Origin of the sequence: Paenibacillus sinensis (genome assembly GCF_019904155.1) — a bacterium.
GTDB classification, from domain to species: Bacteria; Bacillota; Bacilli; order Paenibacillales; family Paenibacillaceae; genus Paenibacillus_AQ; species Paenibacillus_AQ sinensis.
Window position 1 is genome coordinate 1 of the sequence record NZ_JAHCMB010000050.1, and the last position, 19,396, is coordinate 19,396.

The 19,396-nt window shown below is 50.4% G+C and carries 16 protein-coding genes; 4 read left to right on the forward strand and 12 right to left on the reverse strand.

The features are described 5' to 3' along the window. The first annotated feature begins 531 nt into the window (after positions 1–531). Positions 532–807 (forward strand): hypothetical protein, encoded by a 276-nt coding sequence (locus KIH86_RS06650; RefSeq protein WP_223081574.1) that lies wholly within the window; start codon positions 532–534, stop codon positions 805–807. A gap of 144 nt (positions 808–951) precedes the next feature. Here the strand turns inward: KIH86_RS06650 and KIH86_RS06655 are convergent, their stop codons facing one another. Further along, positions 952–1,296, reverse strand: coding sequence for a helix-turn-helix domain-containing protein (locus KIH86_RS06655; RefSeq protein WP_223081573.1), 345 nt, complete (start codon positions 1,294–1,296; stop codon positions 952–954). A gap of 152 nt (positions 1,297–1,448) precedes the next feature. On the opposite strand from KIH86_RS06655, the gene KIH86_RS06660 reads away from it, so the two are divergent. The 3 genes from KIH86_RS06660 to KIH86_RS06670 all read left to right on the forward strand — a co-directional run bounded on the left by KIH86_RS06660 (position 1,449) and on the right by KIH86_RS06670 (position 5,077). Then, complete coding sequence (locus KIH86_RS06660) at positions 1,449–2,117, forward strand: DNA-binding protein (protein WP_223081572.1); 669 nt, start codon at positions 1,449–1,451, stop codon at positions 2,115–2,117. A 181-nt stretch (positions 2,118–2,298) separates the two neighbouring features. Then, entirely contained in the window at positions 2,299–4,176 is a 1,878-nt protein-coding gene (locus tag KIH86_RS06665) for a DUF2075 domain-containing protein (protein ID WP_223081571.1), read from the forward strand. Between the two features lie 118 nt (positions 4,177–4,294). Next, complete coding sequence (locus tag KIH86_RS06670) at positions 4,295–5,077, forward strand: AAC(3) family N-acetyltransferase (RefSeq protein WP_223081570.1); 783 nt, start codon at positions 4,295–4,297, stop codon at positions 5,075–5,077. Between the two features lie 411 nt (positions 5,078–5,488). Here KIH86_RS06670 and KIH86_RS06675 read toward each other — a convergent pair whose 3' ends face one another. From KIH86_RS06675 to KIH86_RS06725, 11 genes are all read right to left on the reverse strand, one after another. Then, complete coding sequence (locus tag KIH86_RS06675; protein ID WP_223081569.1) at positions 5,489–6,148, reverse strand: response regulator; 660 nt, start codon at positions 6,146–6,148, stop codon at positions 5,489–5,491. Beyond that, complete coding sequence (locus tag KIH86_RS06680; RefSeq protein WP_223081568.1) at positions 6,126–8,507, reverse strand: sensor histidine kinase; 2,382 nt, start codon at positions 8,505–8,507, stop codon at positions 6,126–6,128. The genes KIH86_RS06675 and KIH86_RS06680 overlap by 23 nt, the downstream gene beginning before the upstream one ends. A gap of 34 nt (positions 8,508–8,541) precedes the next feature. Beyond that, positions 8,542–8,721, reverse strand: coding sequence for a competence pheromone ComX (gene comX / locus KIH86_RS06685; RefSeq protein WP_223081567.1), 180 nt, complete (start codon positions 8,719–8,721; stop codon positions 8,542–8,544). A gap of 142 nt (positions 8,722–8,863) precedes the next feature. Then, entirely contained in the window at positions 8,864–9,781 is a 918-nt protein-coding gene (locus tag KIH86_RS06690; RefSeq protein WP_223081566.1) for a polyprenyl synthetase family protein, read from the reverse strand. A gap of 170 nt (positions 9,782–9,951) precedes the next feature. Continuing rightward, positions 9,952–10,737 (reverse strand): hypothetical protein, encoded by a 786-nt coding sequence (locus tag KIH86_RS06695; RefSeq protein ID WP_223081565.1) that lies wholly within the window; start codon positions 10,735–10,737, stop codon positions 9,952–9,954. Positions 10,738–10,755: 18 nt separating this feature from the next. Continuing rightward, a complete protein-coding gene (locus KIH86_RS06700; RefSeq protein WP_223081564.1) occupies positions 10,756–11,583 on the reverse strand; it encodes a SagB family peptide dehydrogenase in 828 nt (275 codons plus the stop codon). Continuing rightward, positions 11,567–12,481 (reverse strand): thiopeptide-type bacteriocin biosynthesis protein, encoded by a 915-nt coding sequence (locus KIH86_RS06705; protein ID WP_223081563.1) that lies wholly within the window; start codon positions 12,479–12,481, stop codon positions 11,567–11,569. Before KIH86_RS06705 ends, KIH86_RS06700 begins: the two co-directional genes overlap by 17 nt. 13 nt (positions 12,482–12,494) lie before the next feature. Further along, positions 12,495–14,438, reverse strand: a complete 1,944-nt coding sequence (locus KIH86_RS06710) for a YcaO-like family protein (RefSeq protein ID WP_223081562.1) — start codon at positions 14,436–14,438, stop codon at positions 12,495–12,497. Then, a complete protein-coding gene (locus KIH86_RS06715; RefSeq protein ID WP_223081561.1) occupies positions 14,380–15,747 on the reverse strand; it encodes a hypothetical protein in 1,368 nt (455 codons plus the stop codon). The genes KIH86_RS06710 and KIH86_RS06715 overlap by 59 nt, the downstream gene beginning before the upstream one ends. Then, positions 15,728–16,828: a hypothetical protein gene (locus tag KIH86_RS06720; RefSeq protein ID WP_223081560.1), complete on the reverse strand. Its 1,101-nt coding sequence runs from the start codon at positions 16,826–16,828 to the stop codon at positions 15,728–15,730. The genes KIH86_RS06715 and KIH86_RS06720 overlap by 20 nt, the downstream gene beginning before the upstream one ends. After that, entirely contained in the window at positions 16,809–19,388 is a 2,580-nt protein-coding gene (locus KIH86_RS06725) for a lantibiotic dehydratase (protein WP_223081559.1), read from the reverse strand. Before KIH86_RS06725 ends, KIH86_RS06720 begins: the two co-directional genes overlap by 20 nt. Positions 19,389–19,396: the final 8 nt, after the last annotated feature.

Consider the following 19,396-nt stretch of genomic DNA (forward strand, 5'->3'; position numbering starts at 1 on the left):
TTACAATACTAATGCTCAGGAGCAGGGCGTATCCCTGCTCTTTTTTCGTTGCTGGAAGTCCCAAACGAGCTGAACCGTACCACAAGTAGGGCGTTTTATTTAAAATCCTATTCAGAGGCTTCGAATTGCTTAAATAATTCAATTTTATAATCGATTTTCGTCAAGATTTCTTCAAGCTTCTTTATTTGATCAACTATCCTGTAGCGGTATCCTCCATGAAGTATTTCCTTGCAATCGTCAATTCGCGCAGCCTGTACAGAGTTTAAGCGAAAATATGCCGTATAGATGTTCTGGATAATCTTGGGTGATCCCCTATTGGGAAAAATGGATCACCAGAGGGAGTAGAGCGAATGTTCGCGGCGTACGTCCTCAGCCACTTTCTCCTTTTAGAAGAATTAACTGATATGTTGAAGGTTAGTCGTCCTTCTAGAATCATTACTGTGGCTACTGGCAATCCATGTTTTCTCAGAAATCTGGAAAAATGTTATCGAAGAATACAAGCTTATAAATCGTTTCAGCGGAATGCGGGCCATGACTCAGAAGATGGACGGTCGCATACTGCTTGCTTTTGAACGGGCCAATCGTTTTGAAGGGACGGGGGTGTCGTCTGTTGCCTTTCATCCCGGATGGATAAAATCTAGATTAACGCGGCATGCACCATGGCGTCTTAGAGTCATGGCACTTTATGGATATTATTGTATTTTTTTTGTTTTTGCGGCTTCTGCCAAGGAAATTGAGGAGATGAACATTTTCTTTATCCCTTTCCTATACAAAATAATTGACAAAATTTCGCTCAAAGGATGTTAAAGAAAACATACCATAAATAGCAGCAATTCGAAAATAATCCTCGCAATCTTTGGTTATAACTCTCCATTTGCCATTAGTAACTTCAATTCATAAAGGCTAGGCAGCTTCTATCACAAGGAAGACCCTAACCTTCATTTCTAAACCTTACTCAAACGCCCCTCGAATCTCCTTCACAATCCGCTTCATTCGCTCAATCTCTTCTACTCCAAGCCTGCTCACAGCTACAGCATACTCATCGATTGCCTCCCGCTGTGCAGTCTCCAGCTTATTTGTTTTATCGTAGCTTTGAAATAACTCGCTAGGATGAACCTTTAAGGCATCCACAATTTTTTCAAGTGAATCTATAGAAAAGTTACGCTCTCCCCGCTCAACTGATCCTATGTATGCATCATCCAGGTTAGATAACTCCGCAAGCTGTTGCTGGGTCAGACCTTTTGCTTTCCGTATGTCCCTGATTCTATCTCCAACCGAATTGCGTAACTTTGTCATTATTAATCACCTCTCCTAAAGGTTAGGAGAGACTAAGAATAATTAGCAGGGTTATAAAAGCGGTATAATGCATTGAAATAACTACTTNNACTTCTAAGTTATTAGATAAAGTGATTCTTGCTAACTTTACTCTTTTTAAGGAGGGTTTATGTATGTATCACTCTATCCTAAAAGCTCTCGACTCCGACATTCTTATCGACATGATAGAAGCTGCAGAACAAGCCGAGCAGTGGAACAAAATGCTCTATATAGCCAACATCTTATGGAATTACACCCAGCATATTTATGAAGAAAGACAGTATTGTAAGGCGACAGGCAAGCGTATCCCATTTATTAAAATGGATCATCCACTGGTATATTATTTTGGTATCAGCGAGCAAATGCGAGGAATTGCTTATCTTAACTTGGGCGACTATGAACAGGCCAGAAACAGCATATACCGTTATGCTGAACTCAGCTGGATGGAGGACCTGGGAGAGGAAGGCCAAGTCATAGTCCGCGATTTCAGGCTCTTAGCCAAAGTGAATTTATATGCTGTAGAAATTCTGTCCGGGAAGACAGAACTCCTGAACGATTATGTTCGTGTTCTTCAGTCTTTTCCGCAAGAAGTGTTGGATGGTTTGGCAGTTATTCTGCAAGCAGCGTTACGCTATACAATAAATGTCGATAAGCACTTGGACTGCATGAAGAAGGAATTAAACCGCATCGACTTATCGCAGACAAATGAAATTGTTCAATCAAAATATCAGAGATTATTCAATCTCATGAACTTATACAATTCAACGAAACCTCGGTATCCTCCGGTCTCCAATTTAGTTTGACTATTCTCTAAACCCATAATATTCTTATTTAAGAAGCATATAACAAGGCCAAAGCATGGCCGTGACTTGACCATTCAGAGGCATTTATCCCAGCGAAGGGATAGTTGCCTCTTTTTTGCGTATCCGGCTGAGCAAGCATGTGGCAAGAAAGGCAAATATACCGATTTTAGGAGCAGCCGACATGATCATTTATAGCAGCAGTGCGCTAGCCTTCAAGGAGAAGGTTGATAATAACGAGTTAACTGTAGAGATTGAGAATGCTTTTATCAGCAAAATGGGGATGCGGCCAAGCCCCGGAGAACGAAGAGCCTGGAACAACTCCATGCAATTCATGGAGCGGGTCGTGCGCAATTCCAAGATCGCCGATGACTGCGGCATTATGATCGAATACAACATTCCGGCTACGAGTAAGCGGGTTGATTTCATTGTGGCAGGGCAGAACGCGGAAGGTAAGGATAACTTTGTGATCGTGGAGTTAAAGCAGTGGGATGCCGCTAAGGAGACGGACCGTGAAGATGTGGTCATTGCCCATATCGGAAGCAGGGAGCGTGAAACACCTCATCCATCCTATCAGGCATGGTCTTACCGGCAGCAATTGGAGGATATGAATGAAGCGATTCATAGCAGTGATTTAACCAGCCATTCCTGCGCATACTTACATAATTACCGGACACCTCAGCCAGACCCGCTTAAGAACGAACGCTATGAAACATATATTCGCAAAGCACCTTTATTTATGGCGGAAGACACGCAGAAGCTCCAGGAGTTCCTTCATAAGCACATCGGTAACGGAAACGGAGTAAATCTGCTGTATCTCATAGAGAACGGGAGAATTCGGCCTTCGAAGAAACTCATCGATCACATAGACGGACTGTTTCAAGGGAACTCCGAGTTTATTTTACTGGACGAGCAGAAGGTCGCATATGAAACGATCATCAGTTTAGCCAAAGATACGAGTAAGAAGCGTACCATCCTAATTAAAGGCGGCCCGGGCACAGGAAAATCGGTCATTTCAATGAATGCGTTGGGTGGCCTGCTGAAACAAAAGCTAAACGTTAGATTTATTGCGCCGAATGCCTCTTTTCGAACGGTAATGGTGGAGACTTTGGCGAAGCGGCAGGCGAAGAACAAAGCCAGGGCGCGGTCGCTTTTCGCCGGATCTGGGCAGTTCTATGATGCACCTAAGGATTTCTATGATGTGTTGGTTGTAGATGAAGCCCATCGCTTGAAAGGGAAAGGGGCATATCAATACCGGGGCCTCAACCAGATCGAGGATATTATTGCTGCCTCCAAAATTAATGTGTTCTTCATTGACGATTTCCAGCGGATTCGGCCGGATGATATCGGATCGGTAGCGGAAATAAAACGGGTTGCGGAACTTCATCAATCTGAGGTCCATGAATATACGCTTACTGCGCAGTTTCGCTGTTCGGGAGCGGAGGGGTTTCTCAACTGGATTGATCATATTTTTCAGATTAGTCAGACAGGCAATTTCAATGGTTGGGATCAGGATACTTTTGAATTCAGACTTATGGATACTCCCCATGCGCTCTATCAGGCCATCAAGGATAAAGTGAACGAGGGGCATAAAGCCCGGATGCTTGCCGGATTCGCCTGGAACTGGACTAAGGACACCGAGGGTAACCGGAACGGAGAGATTGCCGATGTCATCATTGAGGAGCATGATTTCCGGATGCCGTGGAATGGACGGGCCATCTCAACCATGTGGGCGATTCATGAGCAAGGACTGGAGCAAATCGGATGTGTTCACACTTCACAGGGCTTGGAGTTCGACTATGTGGGTGTAATCATCGGCAATGATTTGAAGTTTGATGTGCAGAACATGGAGATATACGCCGATTATGACGAATACAAAGATACCATGGGGAAAAGAGGCCTTAAGAACAACAATCATCAGCTTACGGCATTGATCAAAAATATCTACAAAGTGCTGATCTCCAGAGGCATAAAGGGCTGTTATGTGTATTGCCGCAATCCTGAGCTAAAGAATTACATCGAAGGACAACTTCAGCGGGTAGCGGTAGAGGAAGGCAGATAAATGACGATAATGAAGGAGCATTTATGAAAGAAATCATCGGATTTATATTCCAGTAAGATTATTGCAAGAAGACATATGACAATGGGGTGTAAGAGTGGGACTAACAAAGAACGAAATCATGATGAAGATTGAAAAAAACGGGCTTCAAGGGAAGATCATATGCCTGCATTCTTCGCTCAGATCATTTGGAGAAATTGAAGGTGGGATTAAAACCATCGTCGACGCATTTCTCGATACTGACTGCACGTTAATTGTGCCGACATTTACCTATGGATGTGAAACCTCCCCGCCAGCAGAGCGTCGAATCGAAAGAAACGGCTATGACGATCACGCGACGTTTGATAATGCAGTAGCATTTGAAATGGATACAAGGATGATCTCAACCGAAATGGGTGCAATACCCAAGTATATCATTCATGAAAAACAATGTTACAGAAGCGAACATCCTTTAAATTCATTTGCTGCGATAGGGAAAAAGTCCAAGGAAATCATTTCAAAGCAAACCCTTCTAAATGTATATGGACATTATAAGTATATTTATGAGATGGAAGAGAGTTATCTCATTTTAGCTGGAGTAGGACTAGACAGTGCAACACCTATTCATTATGCAGAAGAAAGAGCAGGCAGAGTATTGTTCCGAAGATGGGCGAAGCATAAAGATAATGAGACGATTGAAGTGGAAGTAGGGAGCTGTTCAGAAGGATTTCCCAATATGGAGAAATGCGTAGAAGAGATAAAAGCTGAGGAAATCGTAGGCAACAGCAATTGGAAGATTTTTAAATTTAAGCCCTTCATTGACGTAATAACGGAAGCGATCATCAATGATAATGAGATCACAAAATGCGAAGATAGTCATTGCCTACGGTGCAAAGATGCAATAGCCGGAGGGCCAATCCTGTAACCTCCAAAGGGGTTGTCCTGAACCAACTTAAGAAGTATCTTATTTTCGAGACGACATTGACTTCTTTCGCTCGTCCATACACTGCGCGTTTCCTTCTTGATGAGGGTACTGGATGTTTTAAGGCTTGCTGCAACAAGCAATATCAGATATGCAATTACAGGGTATCCAATCTTGCCGTTTTAGGATACCCTCCAACTTCTGATCCAGGCTTAGACGTTATAAGACATTTAGGAGCAAGCTTTACTGTGCTTGAATACTCCATGATATTGTAACCCACCCCCATAGCAAGCGGAACAGCACCAGTTCAGCAAATTGCAGTCTTCTGTGTCTCCGGGGGCGAAGTGCTCAACACCCTTTGGAATTGGGCGAGCCACAGAACACTTGCGGGGCTGCTAATTATTCTATTTTACTCTATAAAAAATCTCTGTTCCCGATCAGCCCCAATTGCTTGGCCTTTACCGTAGCTTCGGAGCGGGAATGAACGCCGAGCTTCTCAAACACACGGGTTAGATTATATTCTACTGTACGCTGGCTCATCAGCAGCTTGCTGGCAATGTCCTTATTGCTTCTGCCGTCCGCCACCTCCTGCAGAATCTCCTGCTCCCGCTCGTTGATGGAGATGTCCTCCATCTGCTTCTCGTCACGGGAGGAAGGCAGCCGCATATCGCTGCGGCGCAGCTGTCTGAGCAGGGTGACGGGGATGACCGATTCCCCGCGGAGCGCGCAGCGGATTGCGGTATGCAGCTGTTCTCTGCTCGCTGTTTTACTGACTATGCCCGAAGCGCCGGCTTCAACCAGAATGTTGAAATTCGAGCTGATCTCGTATCCTGTATAGATCAATATCCGAAATTCCGGGTTGATGCTAATCAGCCTTTTGGTCAGCTCAAGTCCGCTCAGCACAGGTATGTTCAGATCAAACAGCATCAAGTCGTATTCTTGCGTTTTTGCCATTTCAAGCGCCTCCGGCGAACTGTAAGAAACGGTCACATCCATTTCGGGGTCCTGCTCGATCATATTTTTGGTCCCTTCGCATACCGAGGGATGATCATCAACCAGTAATATACGCACCATCATCATAACCTCCTTCATCGTGGCGGGCTGCAAGCGGAAGCACCAGCCGTACTTCAAAGCCTTGGTCAGGCGCAGAATCAAATTTAATCTCGCCATTCAGACTCCGCACACGCTCCTGAATACCGGATATTCCCATATGGCTGAATGAGTCCTTAAGGTCCTTGAGATCCAGTCCCCGCCCGTCATCCTTATAATTGAAATATAACCGTTGGCCGCGGGATTCCAGCGTCAATTTGATATGTGAAGCTTTGGCGTGTTTATCCGCATTTCTGAGCAGTTCCTGAACGATGCGGTACACCGCCAGAATCTGGACATCATCCATTTCGATGGCATCAGGTTCAGTATGAAGCTCCACCGTGTAGTCCGACCGGATCTGCTCCTGTTGAATCAGCTGCTTCAATGCTTCCACGATGCCCATTTCCATTAGCAGCGGAGGCCGCAGCTCATTGCAGGTTTGCCGGATCTGATGGATCACATCGAGCAGCCCTTCCTTAATCTGATCCAGTTGAACGATAAGTTCGTGCTCCATCGGGTAGTCCAGCATCAGCGACTCCAGCTTGCGGTACCAGATAAGCTGATCCTGAAGCGCTGCATCATGCAGATCGGACGCCAGACGGCGGCGTTCGTTCTCGGACAGTGTAAATATCAGACGCAGCACCCATGGCGGGGCCAGCGTATTACGATTCTTAATTTCGCCTTCCAGATTCTCAATCAGTCCCTCTACGAGAAACAGATTCTCATAAATAATGCTGGAGTAATGCGCTATCGTTTTCAGCCAGTTTTTTTCAGCGTAGTTAAAGCTCGTGTAATTCGTTTTGTCGTCGATCCAGAGAATATGCCGGGCAGGGCCATAATTTCCAACCACCAGACAGATTCCCCGGTGCATCCGGATCATTTCTCCAACGGAAAGTCCGTTTGCCGAATGCTGCAGCTCCTGTTCCACCAGGGGATCGGCTCTTCCGTCACTCTTAACACGGACTAGCCCCTGATCATTCTCGCGCGTAATCTCCAGAAAAGAAACATTGCGGATCGGCAGAATCATTCCGATTTCCCGCTCCAGAATTTGCTCAAGGTCCGAGCGTTTCATCACCTTTGAAATTCTTTTGGAGAAACGGTCGATGCTCCCCTGAAAATCCTGCAAATCCTTCATAAAATAAGGGCGCAGCCGGTAATCCATCAACTCTTTCACGAACAGGAACAGCGTAATCATCAAATAAACCGCCAGGAAAATTTGTACCCAAACAATCCAGCTGTACTTATTTTGATGAATCAGCAGTCCCATGACGCCAAGGATCAGCAGGGCGGGAATCAGCGAAAGGGCTGTATAATAAAATAACCGGTTAAGCAGAAAATCGATGTCAAACAGTCTTTGGGTAACGAACAGATAAAAGTATACAACAGGAATCGCATATACAAAGATAGCGGTCAGTTCTGCGGAAATAAACGTCACGCCAAACAGTCCTGGCAGAGCGTTGAGCAGCAGGAAAGGTAGAAAGGCTACAGTATGCGCAGTCAGTGCAAACTTGAACAAGGTATGCAGTTCACCGGACCGGTGCTTACGGAATCCCGAGATCAGCTTGTAGACAATTAGAAAATTGGCGGCTACAAAAAAGACCAGCAGTGTCTGGGTTTCGAGCGGGTGGATTGGTTGGGTCAGAGCCACATCCAGAATCATCATTATCGCTACCAGACCTGAACAGGCATACATCACTTTCAGGACGAGTCGGGACAAGAAAGGCTCCTTGAACCGCTGAAGATACACCTGCATAAAGTGCACGAAAAAGACAGGAACGGCAGCGAAGCTGGCGCCAAGGCATACCCGTCCGACCGGATCGGCCATTCCGGAGGGCGTTGAACTGAAGTAGCTTAACCCGATACTAAGGAAGAACAGGATGAGCTGCAGCGCAGCGCGGTCATTTCGTTTCTTCCTGTACACATATACGGAGAACCCGAAGAGCAGCAGCAAAGATATGCCGGGGATAAGCAGGCGGAACACCAGCTCGTGCGCGGACAATTCCTGCTTTACCTCCAGCCGGGACGTCACTCGGTCTCCATTCAGATCCGACTGTTCAATGACGAGTGAATGGACATTTTCGATGCTGTTGTATTTGCGGATCGTCTCCAGAAGGCGCGGGTCAGCCCCGTCTGCCTCGAGAACCGTATCCCCCGGGCGAGTCTTATGCTCGCTCCAGCTGCCCGCTTCCACTTTGGTTACAATAACCGTGCCATGCGGCGTTAGCTCCACGTCAATTCCTATAATAGGGCGGGATAGAATCACAAAGGCCAGATAACCCACCAATAGGATAAAGAAGGACAAGCCCCCGATAATTTTTAGATGATGACCCGATAATTTAGGCAATGGGACAAGCCTCCAGGGAAATTATTGTGTATGATCAACACCAGTACATGCCTCTAAGAGGGGTTGGGTCATTATCTTTGCCGCGGCTGTTCATTACGTCCATAAATGCCCGTTCTTCCAGCGCAGACATTCCAGCAAGCTGTAACTGTCCGCTCTTAAGCTGCATCAAGAACCCCGGCTCTTTTACCATCTTACGAATGATTTCTTGTAACATTGTTTGTTCCTCCTCATAATTGGTTTTTTCTTCCTTGAAACCAATATATCAGGTTGGAGTCCTGAGCAAAACGACATTGTGGTCCGTAATTACCGCCAATCGATTACGGTGTTTCGCATGCGGTATTGCGGGGTACCGCCAGCTACTTTGCGGCCTCAATAATGAGATCCCGCCACTTCGGGTCAACTTCCATATGTTCAATGACATCTAGGAACCGATAATAATGCGAACGCATCCGCACCGAGGTATATAGCTGTGTCCCCGTGCGTTCCACGGCATCGCCGAACTCGGCATAGCGGTGCAGCACAGCGTCCGGCTCCAAGCCGCCGGCAAAATACTCCGCAATCCACTGGTCATTCTCCCCGATTTCAGCAAGCAGAAACAGCAGAGGCAGGGTTCTTTTGCGGCGGATGAAATCATTCTTGCCGTCCCAGTTCAATAAATCCCGGTAGTCATTTTTAATCTGGGCGGCAATCCCGATCTCCTCGGCATATTCGGCCACCTGTATATCGGCACTTCCCGTAGCTAGAATCACTCCGGTCGTACAGGCACACACCAGCAGCGCCGCTGACTTTTGCCGCACCATGACAAGGTAGTCCTCTTCGGTTTCAATTTCATTCATCAGATCGAGCGTTTGTCCGTTAATGGCTGCCAGCAGCTGGTCGTTGAATAAAGCCGCAATGCTCCGGGTCCGTTCGGCAGGAAAATCGCTGTACAGCAGCGTCTCCTGGGAAAGACTGAGGAACCCGATCGCCAGATTAAGGGCAATATCTTTGGGCAGCTGGCACCACGGCATATCCGCATGATCCTCATCCTGTAAATCATCAATAATATCAAGCGCGAGAATCATCATCTCCACGGCTGCAGCCGCTTTATAAATACCGTAATCCTCTCCGCCGAACATCCGGTAGTGCAGCAAGGTCATTTTTCCAAACAGCAAAGACTCTGAGAATTTAGTCTCGATCGCCGCCTGGGCGGCTTCATGCAGCAGCTTCACTCGAAAATAACGGTCGATCTGAGCTTGAAATTCGGACATCACGTTCCCCATAAAATTATCCATGAATCGTCCTCCACATCTGCATCTATCATCTCATGCTTCATTTTAATAGATAAAGGTTGTGAATTCCATTGTTTTCCTTTAAAAGCAACCTCTTGAATCCATTCCTCATTTCTGCTCATAGCAAAAAAGGGAGCCTCAGCAGCCAAGCGGCTGTAGAGACACCCTCTAATTCATTGTTTTTGACATTTGCAATGAGAGGAGCGCGGGGAGATCAGACTGGTGTACTGGATTTCATGTCCGCTCAAAATAATTTTACGCTCATGTACGTTGGAGAGTAGCGTAATATACGAGCTGTAATGATCGACCAGGGCTCTCAGAAATTCCTCTTCCAGCACAGCAGAGCTGATCTTTGGCAATGGGCCTGTCCAGCGGATATGATAGGTTTCAAGCCTGTCGATAAGGCAGTCGAAGCAAAAGGAAGGGTGCAGGGCGTAAACCGGGCCGATCTCTGTAATCTCTCCCCCCGCTACCCGGCAGAGAAATATGGTATCCCTGCGCTTCACGTCAACGTCTTCGTGCAATCTTCGCAGTTCAGAGGGATCGCTGTAAATCACAAGATGATGCCGCGGGGCATTCTCATCCTTGATTGGCGGTGTGGCCGGATAAGCGAACGGGATATCGACATCGGCATAACGGATTACACGAATCTCAGACCGCAGATATCCGCTGGTAAGCACCATGGACAGCGCATACGGGTCAACGTCGGCATCAACATCGGGAAACATTCCCTTGAAGCGTTCAAGAACGGCCAGATGACCGGGGTCCACCAGGATGCCATTCTCATAGAGCCGGCCCGCGCCCTTGGATTCACTGGAGAGTTGCTGGTCTTCAAGCGCCTTCTTCAGCTGCACCGGATTACGGTGGGGGATCGAGTACAGCGGGTTGGTGCGGCGGTAGCAATTAATGACCTGCAGAGATTCCTCAGCTGCCTCCAGTTCGAAAAAAGCATTCAACATCTTCTTCTCCTCCTTCGTTTAGCCTAGTACGATGCCATATACGCAGTGCTGGTATTTATGCTCCCTTAACAGCAGAAGCTCCTCCACCTTGTCCGCAAAATATCCGCAGATCGGCAGCGTATTTTTGTCCATTGCGGTGCTGACCAGCTGTACATTCTGCGCGATATGGCCGGCTTCAAGCAGTGCAAGCTTATAGGCCAGACGCCCGTATTTCTTGAAGCTGTAACGCAAATCCGCCATAAAGAACAGCAGAATGGATGCGCCCTCCAGGGCCAGACTCCGGGCATCCGTCTTGTATAGGGTCATTGGGAAAAGCTGCTCCAATTCTTCCGGCGACAGTGCGCTGCGGTAGCGGTACAGCTCTTTTTGCAGCGGCGCATAATAGTATACGCCGTCCTCAAGCCCTTCGACTCCCCGGATATACATATACAGCTTGATGGAGTACATCGCCCCGCCCGAAGGGTAGGTCCGCATGGAAATCTGCTTGCCTGCATGATTGGTTCCCATATGCCGGTCCTCATCACGCGGTCCGGCGGACCAGCTCAGCATAGCCGCCAGCTCGCTCAGCGACCACGACGCGCCCATCTGGCCCAGCAGTGTGGATCTGCGCTTCAGCAGCAGCTTATCGAGCCGCACTTCGAAATTCTCAGGGAAGGAAGGACCGCGCTCAAGACTTACCTTGTCCAGATACTCCTCCAGCGGCACTTCATTGCCGGGGAATTCGTAATTATCCAGCGGCCGCTGGTTGAATCTCCAGGCCACGGACCGCGGCTCCTCTCCCGCCAATTCCTCGAACAGCAGATCATAATCGTAAAACTCGGAAATTTGATTATGGGACGGTAACATCCGAACCCACCTCCTGATTCATTTTGTGACTCCAGAGAGTCCGGTACAGCGCATATTCATATTCAGGACCGATGCCGCAGCGGTTGTTCAGCATATGCAGGTGTGAATACAGGATGGATCTTACCCGCTGCGCATCGTCCTCCGCTTCCGCAATGGCTGCAAAACCGTCCAGCAGGCTGTTCCTCCGTTCTTCGTAGTTCCCGCTGCTCCCCAGCAGACGATCGGTGGATTCCCGCCAGTCCGGGTGCTCCGCACACCAGCGAGCCAGCTTTGAGGGAAGCTCCATGTCGCCGATCTGATACAGCCGCTGCCAGCTGTCCGCGCTCTTGCGGTAAAAGGACAGGACCTCCCCAAGACGGGGAATTCGCGTAAAAGTTCTTTCCGCCAGCTCTTCCAGCAGCCGCATTCCCACAATCAGGCGGCGGGTAAAGGCGCCTCCTGCCATCAGATCCAGCATATCGGCGGCCAGCCTGCTGGATTCCATGAACAGGGATTCCGTCAGCGGCATCAGTGAGGCACCGCCGTATCGCTCGTATTCCGGTTCATACTGCTTGGGGATAATCTCACCTTCCTCGTACCAGTCCAGGTTCTGCAGCTCGAGAGGCTCGCCGTCAAATTTATGGCCGCTGAAATATTCCTCCTTGCTCAGCCTGTGGATCGCGGGATAGCGCCTTATGTAGTCTCTCACCCGGTTAAACAGCTCTTCCTCACCGAGCTCTTCGTCCGCCAGATACCGCACTCGTATATGCGGGCCGTCTTCCCAATACCTTAGAAAGAACCATTTGGAGATTCGTCCCCGGGCCACATGCGCCTCCAGCTGCTCGGCCAGCAGCCGAATAAGTCCGTCATACCCAGGCTGGAACTGATAATACACCCTGTAGCTTTTCCACGTATGCATACATGTCCCTCCCTTATGGAAAAGGATGCGGATAGGGGTTTACCGTAAAGTCCTTGTCCAGCCCCCGCCGCTCTCTTTCCCGAGTCAGCCTTTCCAGAATTACGCGTCTATGCTGCTCTCCGAATGTCATGGGCAGCATGCCGGGAACCAGCACCTTGGCCGCGCTGTACCCAAAGCCCGCTACTTCATCCGGGGTCACATCCGCTATATACAACTCGCCGTAATGGTCAATGATCTCGGCGGCCAGTTCCTCCAGATCGCCGGCCAGATCGTCATGGGTAAACCGTCCTCCGGCATCGTAGGCATCCGGATAAAGCTCCTCCAGAGAAGCCTTCTGCCGGCCATCCTCCCGCAGTACAAAGTCCAGCGCCTGGAGACAATTGCTCTCGCTTGCATAATACAGGACATGGTCCTCGAACTCGGTGACCGCGCCCGGATTGTTCTCAAGCTGCCGCGTCCGTGCCCATGCACTGCCGCCTTCCTTCAGCTCCGCCGCATAAATAGGAAGCGAGGTGATGACCTCCATCGCTGCAGATTCCACAGCCTTCTCGGGAATAACATGAGCGGCGGCGGCATTATATGCCTTCATACCGGCGCCCTCGCGTGTGTCATAAGCCAGCGCCCATACACTGGGCAGCTTAAGCTCCATCGAAATATCGAAGAATCGAATCTGGATGCCTTCCAGCTCCATGAAATAGATAAGCTGCTTCAGCTCTTCAAGATGACTGCCGGAAATATCAATCTCTTGCAGGGGAAGGCGGTTATACCAGGCACAGAGGAAATTATCGCGTTCAATGACTTCGAATAGACCATGCAAGGCTGCTTCCTCCCATGTATTGCCCAGTGCAAGGCCGTTGGAGCTGTCATAGACAAATCTGTTCGTGCCGCTTCTAAAGTGTCCGTCGGCGAAGTACACCAGCTGCTCCGGCACCAGAACTTGCCTGCGTTCCTTCATAGAAAAAACCGGTGTCCAGTACACAGGCAGGCTCTCCTTGTACGGCTGCAGTTTATAGGCAGGATGCGCCATGGTCTCTGCGCTGTGAAGGCCGAATACCGCAGGGTCTACCGCCTGCCCCGAGAGCTGCTCATAGGAATATCTCTCCGCCGCAGGAGCGGTCCGGTCACACATTCCGCAGTATCTTTCCAGTGCTTCAAGAACCGCCAGCTTCTCGGCATCCGGCCGCCGGTAGGCCCGGCCAAATCCGGTCTCGACATAGGAAGGGCCAATACGGATTTCCATACCGCCGGCTTCGATATAGGAGGAACGCAGCTCACGGTAGCGATGCGTAATGGTTCCGCCATCGGGATCAAACCATTGGCGGAGGATCGCATCCGTACCCAAATCCGAGCGCAGCCGGTAGGTGCGTCTGTTTGGCTTCACCGTGACTGCAGTCTGCCGCTGACGCGGAGCTGCAACGGATGAAGAAGCCGCTGCCGAGCATACCGGACATGCTTCATGTCCATTCAGCAGATACCTTTCTGCGCGCAAGGCATCAAAGTGGATATGCTCGGCACAGCCTTCATACCGGAGAAGGCTGTCCGCCGCCAGACGGGAATTCTGAATACAATCGGCGACAAATCCGGCTGCCTGCGGATGAGACCCGGACTCCGGCGTCTCGTTGTACAGAAGCGACAGCAGACTTTCCCTTTCGGCATCCTTATATTTCCGCCGCAGGCAAGCCAGACATCCCCTGGTTTCTGCTTGATGATGCATAGGGCCCACAAGCAGCGTGTCCAGCAGGCGATGGAAGAAGAAAATGCCGCCCGGATCGGGAGCATTCCGGTAGAAAGGGGCGATGTCCTCCTCCAGCAAATGATCCAAGATGACAAACAGCACCGAGTCGTCTGCCAAAAACCGCTGATCCGTCAAGCGATAAGGGACATCCCGCTTCTCCAGTTCATGAATAACTTCCTGCAGAAGCATGCCGTCCGTCCGGTATAACACCGCTTCCTTCATTTCGTGTTCCCTCCTTCCGCTGCAAGTGCAAGATGGATATTCCCGAGTTCTGCAAAACAGGGATAAACAGCTCCAAGCTGTGATACGTTTCTGAAAATGCTGCCGTCATCTCCTGCCCCGGCGGCTCAATCTGTGCACGATTCATCTGCTGAGCCGCATCATGAGGTATGGAACAGCGAATGCTGTTCTGCTGCACCAGAGCATAGAACCGGAGCAGCGCCGCCTCAATAGCCGCTTGCTGTGATGAAGCACAGCAGCCGTCTGTCCAGGCATTTCCTGCTATTCCGGCAGCGGCACGGTAAGCGCCAACTCCTGGAATCCGCTCCACATAAATCTCAAGCAGCTCCGCTTCGGGTACAAAACGGCGAATCATCGCATGGATCCGCGTATTCCCGGAAAGCTCGGCAAAGGCAACTTTATGACATTCCATCCGCTCCAGACGTCCCGCAGCTTCCCACGTCTTGAACAGCTGCTCCGCCTGCCGCTCAAGGCGGTGTTCCTGCCCTGCCGTAACCAGCCAGCCAGCCGATGAGTCGGGCAGCACCCGCTCCAGCAGCCGCTCCAGGTTGCGGCACGAGGCGCGGACGATCTGCTCTGCGTTACCCTCGCCACAGTAGAAGCTTCCGTCGGCTGCGGCAGCTATTTTATATGGAGTCTGCAAAAGGTCGTTGGAGTGTACAATAAATTTGTGCACTAGCTGATTCTCCAGACGTTCCAGCCCATTCAGGCAAGCGATCCAGTCCACGGCCTCCGCCGATCCGGCGGGACCGGTCCCTTCTTCCCTGGAGGCTGTTCGCAGAACGTCGGCCAGCAGTATTTTGGGCTCTACGATCTTTTTCGCGCCGCTAATGTCAATCTGAATGATGCGTTTGGCTGCTTGTGCTTCCTCATTCGGCAGACCTTCGCAGGCGGCAGCTATGCTTCCGGCATAGCTGAGAAGAAGCGGCTCAGCCGTTGCAGTCCTCCACTGCGGGTTGCCGTCTTCCAGGACGGCCATGATCTCCGGATCATCACCTGGCGCCAGATTGCGCAGCAGCAGTGCTTTTTCCGGAGTTACCACGCGCAGCAGCCATTGCCCGCCGGGCGTGATATTAACCTCCGGCTTCCCGCTTGCGGGTACAGAGCGCTTCCCTTCCGGGAGCAGCCGGTTCGCCAGCGCCTCATCAATCGGCTTCCAGTTCGCAGAACTATCGCCGAACACAATCTCTTTCAGCTTTTGGGCGGTTTCCGGTGATGCTTTCAGCTGGTGCAGCCCTTGCTTGCCATACAGATACAGCTGTTCATCCCGTCTAATTAACCAGTGTGTCATTTCGGCTCTCACCCGCCATTTTCATCTCCAGATAACTGTAAGCATCCTTCCAATCCATCTCGTAGCCCGACTCCACGCTCTCGGATACCAAGCCGGTAATTCTCTGCTTACGCAGTGGCGAAATTTCCAGCATCGGCATTAAGGAATACAGCACGGCGGCCACGAACCGGTAGACGACAAAGCCTTTATCGTGGTAATGCTTCAAGAAATCGGAATTGGAAAAAAAGGTTTGATGAAACGAACTGACCTGATCATGGCGTTCGAAGAAATCCTCGCCGTAGTACAGCTTGTCATACACTAGCTCGCCCCGTTCATACGCCTGCTCCAGAATCGTCCACAGCGAACCGATGAAGATCCGCAGCCTTCCGAAAATAAACTCCCGCTCGAACCGGCCTTCTGTGAAGTTCTGCACTCCGTGTGTTACGAATTCCCGTTCCGTGTCCGTCCGTCCATGCAGAGCTTCATGAATTCTGGACGCTGTCGCTTCATCTTTTCTGAACCCTTCCAACTGGGCTTTAAAATATTCAAAATTCGAACGGAGCGATAGATACCCTACCTTAAGCCCGCCTGGACTGCTGCTGCCAGTAATAAAAAACATCTTGGCACTTTCCACATTTTGCTTGTCGGCAGGCAGCCCAATCCATGACTCATAAATATCCGCAATCAGCCGGCTCTTCAGCAGTTCGATACTGTAATTCACATTGGCGCTGCACAGCGGATTGCCATGGCTCAAGCTATTTCCTTCCTCTACCGTCACCTCGCCATCACGGCGAAGCGGCAGGAACGAACCCGAATACTCTTCCATCAGGGCAAGTTTGTTCACCATGCGCTCATACTTCACATATTCATCTTCAGTCCGCTCTCTGGAATGACGCGCCGCATGGCGGCGAATCAGCTCTTCCAGCTGGTGATTGGCATTTGAGGCATCAAGCGTAACCTTAAGATGGAACCCGAAGACCCAGCTTTTTTGCAGAATGATATTCTCCAGATTGGAGGTTTGAACGAACGACAGGATGGACCGGATCAGCAAGGCTGTCGCTTTGCTATCGTATAAATAACAATTAATAGTTCGCAGCCGCATATTCAGCTTCCCCTCCACATGTAATTTCGTAGGTATACTCCAGCACATTGTCCTGCTCCGGAGCCGCCACCGGAAATTCCTCTTCGATTACGATATATTCTCCTTTGGCCGCAAGCTGCATGAATACCTGGAAGAGCAGTGGCGAGGACAAATTGATGAATTGCGGTTTGCGCTCTGTAACCTCTGAAGCCGGCTCTGCTCCCCCGCTAAACGGCCGGGTATAGAACCTGGTGGGTATGCCGTTGGCATCAAAATAATCAATCGCGCGCTTCCAGGCTTCGAAGCGGTCCTTCTCACTGAATGCTTCCGACAACACGGAGGTATTGAGCAGCCATTTCTCCCGGGAAACCATCAGTTCGCGGTCGCCGAGCCAGATCCGGGGAACATGGATAACAGCCTCATCCGATCCTCCTGCCGGCTTCAGCCGTTCACGGAGAATCAGCTCGCCGAGGTCAAAATAGCTGGTGCCATGAGAGGAAAGGATATCGAAGGTCGTGAGAATCGCCGGAGCAGCTACCAGGACCAGCGTACCCAGGAATTGCGGACGTACGGTGTTGCCTGTCGCCTGTTCAAAGAACTCGGGGCTCTCAGTGGATGCGTTGTATCTGAATCCCAAATCCAGCCATGAGAGGGACTGTCCGCTCTCCGTCATCGATTGAATGGGCAAGGCAATCTCTTTCTGCACGGTTCTTTTGCGGATATTGGCATTGAATCCGAAGGTATTGCGGATATCCGCAACCTGATTTCCATCGAAGCATTCACGCAGATAAGCGGAGTATTCGCTTCCGGAGTCCTCCAGGTATTTCAGAAACCGGGCAAAGTAAATCGAGAATCCTTTATACATATGGTTCAACACCATACTGTCGCCGCTCTCCTGTACAAAAAATGAGTGCGAGAGCAGGCGTTCCCCGAGCACCTCCTGGATTTCACTCTGCCAGGCCGCTGTCTGTGCATCAGGAATGAGAATCTCGCTCTCTGCCGCGGCTTCGTTCAGGAATCCCGTTAAGCGGCGGGCGATATTATGCAGGCGCTGAGTCCGCTTATGGCTGTATGCTTTATCCCAATTAAACAGGCCCGAGGTTTCCTTCAATAACTCCGTGTCCGAAAAAAACACCTGCGCCATATCTCTGAGAACCTTCGAGGCTTCCTGCGAATTTGCGGGAACATAACTTGTGCCGTAATGGTTCTTGAAAAACTCTCCGGCTGCAAACTGCATCTTGACCACCGTATCAAAGCACATCATCAGCCATTGGTAACGGGACAGCTGGGCCAGTCGTTTCTCCCGATTTGAGTAGTCCTGGGTCTGCAACGTTTCATCAATGCCGTCAATGTACAGCAGGCTGCGGCGGGGCATCGGCTCCAGATCGAACAATGCAGCCAGCGCTTCGGCACAGTGATACAGGCGTTCAGTAGCTCCAACATCCAGCGAATCGGCAAATTGTCCGGTCAGGGAATTCAACTCGTGCAGCAGCGGAATACACGGGTGATCGACACCGTAGCGCTCCAGCTTCCGCAGCAGCTCTTCGGACAGGTTGCCGGCTTGCTCGTTCAGATATTCCGTCCGCTCCAGCACGCCGTTGCCAATGAGCTGGCGAAGGGTATCATCTGCCTGTTCACCGGAGACGCCCAGCGCGGTAAATAGTTCCCGCATGGCCGCATAGGGGAGAGCCTCCGCTTCCTGCAGACTCCCGAACAGCTTGCGCAGCGCTTCGCTGGCGCGGAGAGTGACAAGTCCCTGTCTGGATTTGTACAGCTGACGCTCGCCCTTGGTGTTCTGCAGAACCGTAATATAATACTTCCCCTCAAGCTCGACGGAGGTGGCGTTCAGGCGGTATTCCAATCGCGTAATCCACTCCGGGTCAAGAAACAGCTTGTCGTAAACCTGCAAAATCAGTGAATCATTCAGGCGGGGATACAGCCGTTTGGCTCCCGTCTTCTGGGCACCGTTGAAATTCCCGATCCCGGAGTATGTCAGATTAGCGAAGGGACTGGTCTTCATGCTGGCGCGGGTCAGAAATTTAATCAGCGTATAATCCAGCTTGCGCAGATTCCGGTCATGCTCCTCAGCTGGTGTCCGCAAGTATTTATCAAGCTTTGCTGTAATCGCACTGTTCACAAACGTGAGGGCATCCCGCAGCTCCTGGTCATCCAGATAGATTCTTTGCAGCCAGCGGCGGTCCGCTGCCGCAAGCTCTTCGAAGTTCTTCCGCAATTCTTCCATCCGGGCCCGGTGTTGCTGCCGCATGGCGAATATCTGCCTGATCTCGCGGCGCAGCTCTTCCGTGAACAAAGCCTCAACCCGCTCATACCGCTTCTCGGCGCTGGCTCTTTCATTAAAAAAGTCACGTTTGAACCGGATGGCCTCGAGCCGCTCCTCATCATGCTCCAGGCTGCCGATTTGCCGCTGCATCTCTTCGGTAATGCCGGCCAGCCGAAGCGCCGGTTCTCCGGCGCCTTGCCGCACAGCTGTATACCGCCCGCTAAGATCGCCCAAATACTGGGCTACATATCTAAGCGGGAAATTGGTTTGTCTGTACATATAAAGGGGTGCTACCCTCATCCTTCCCA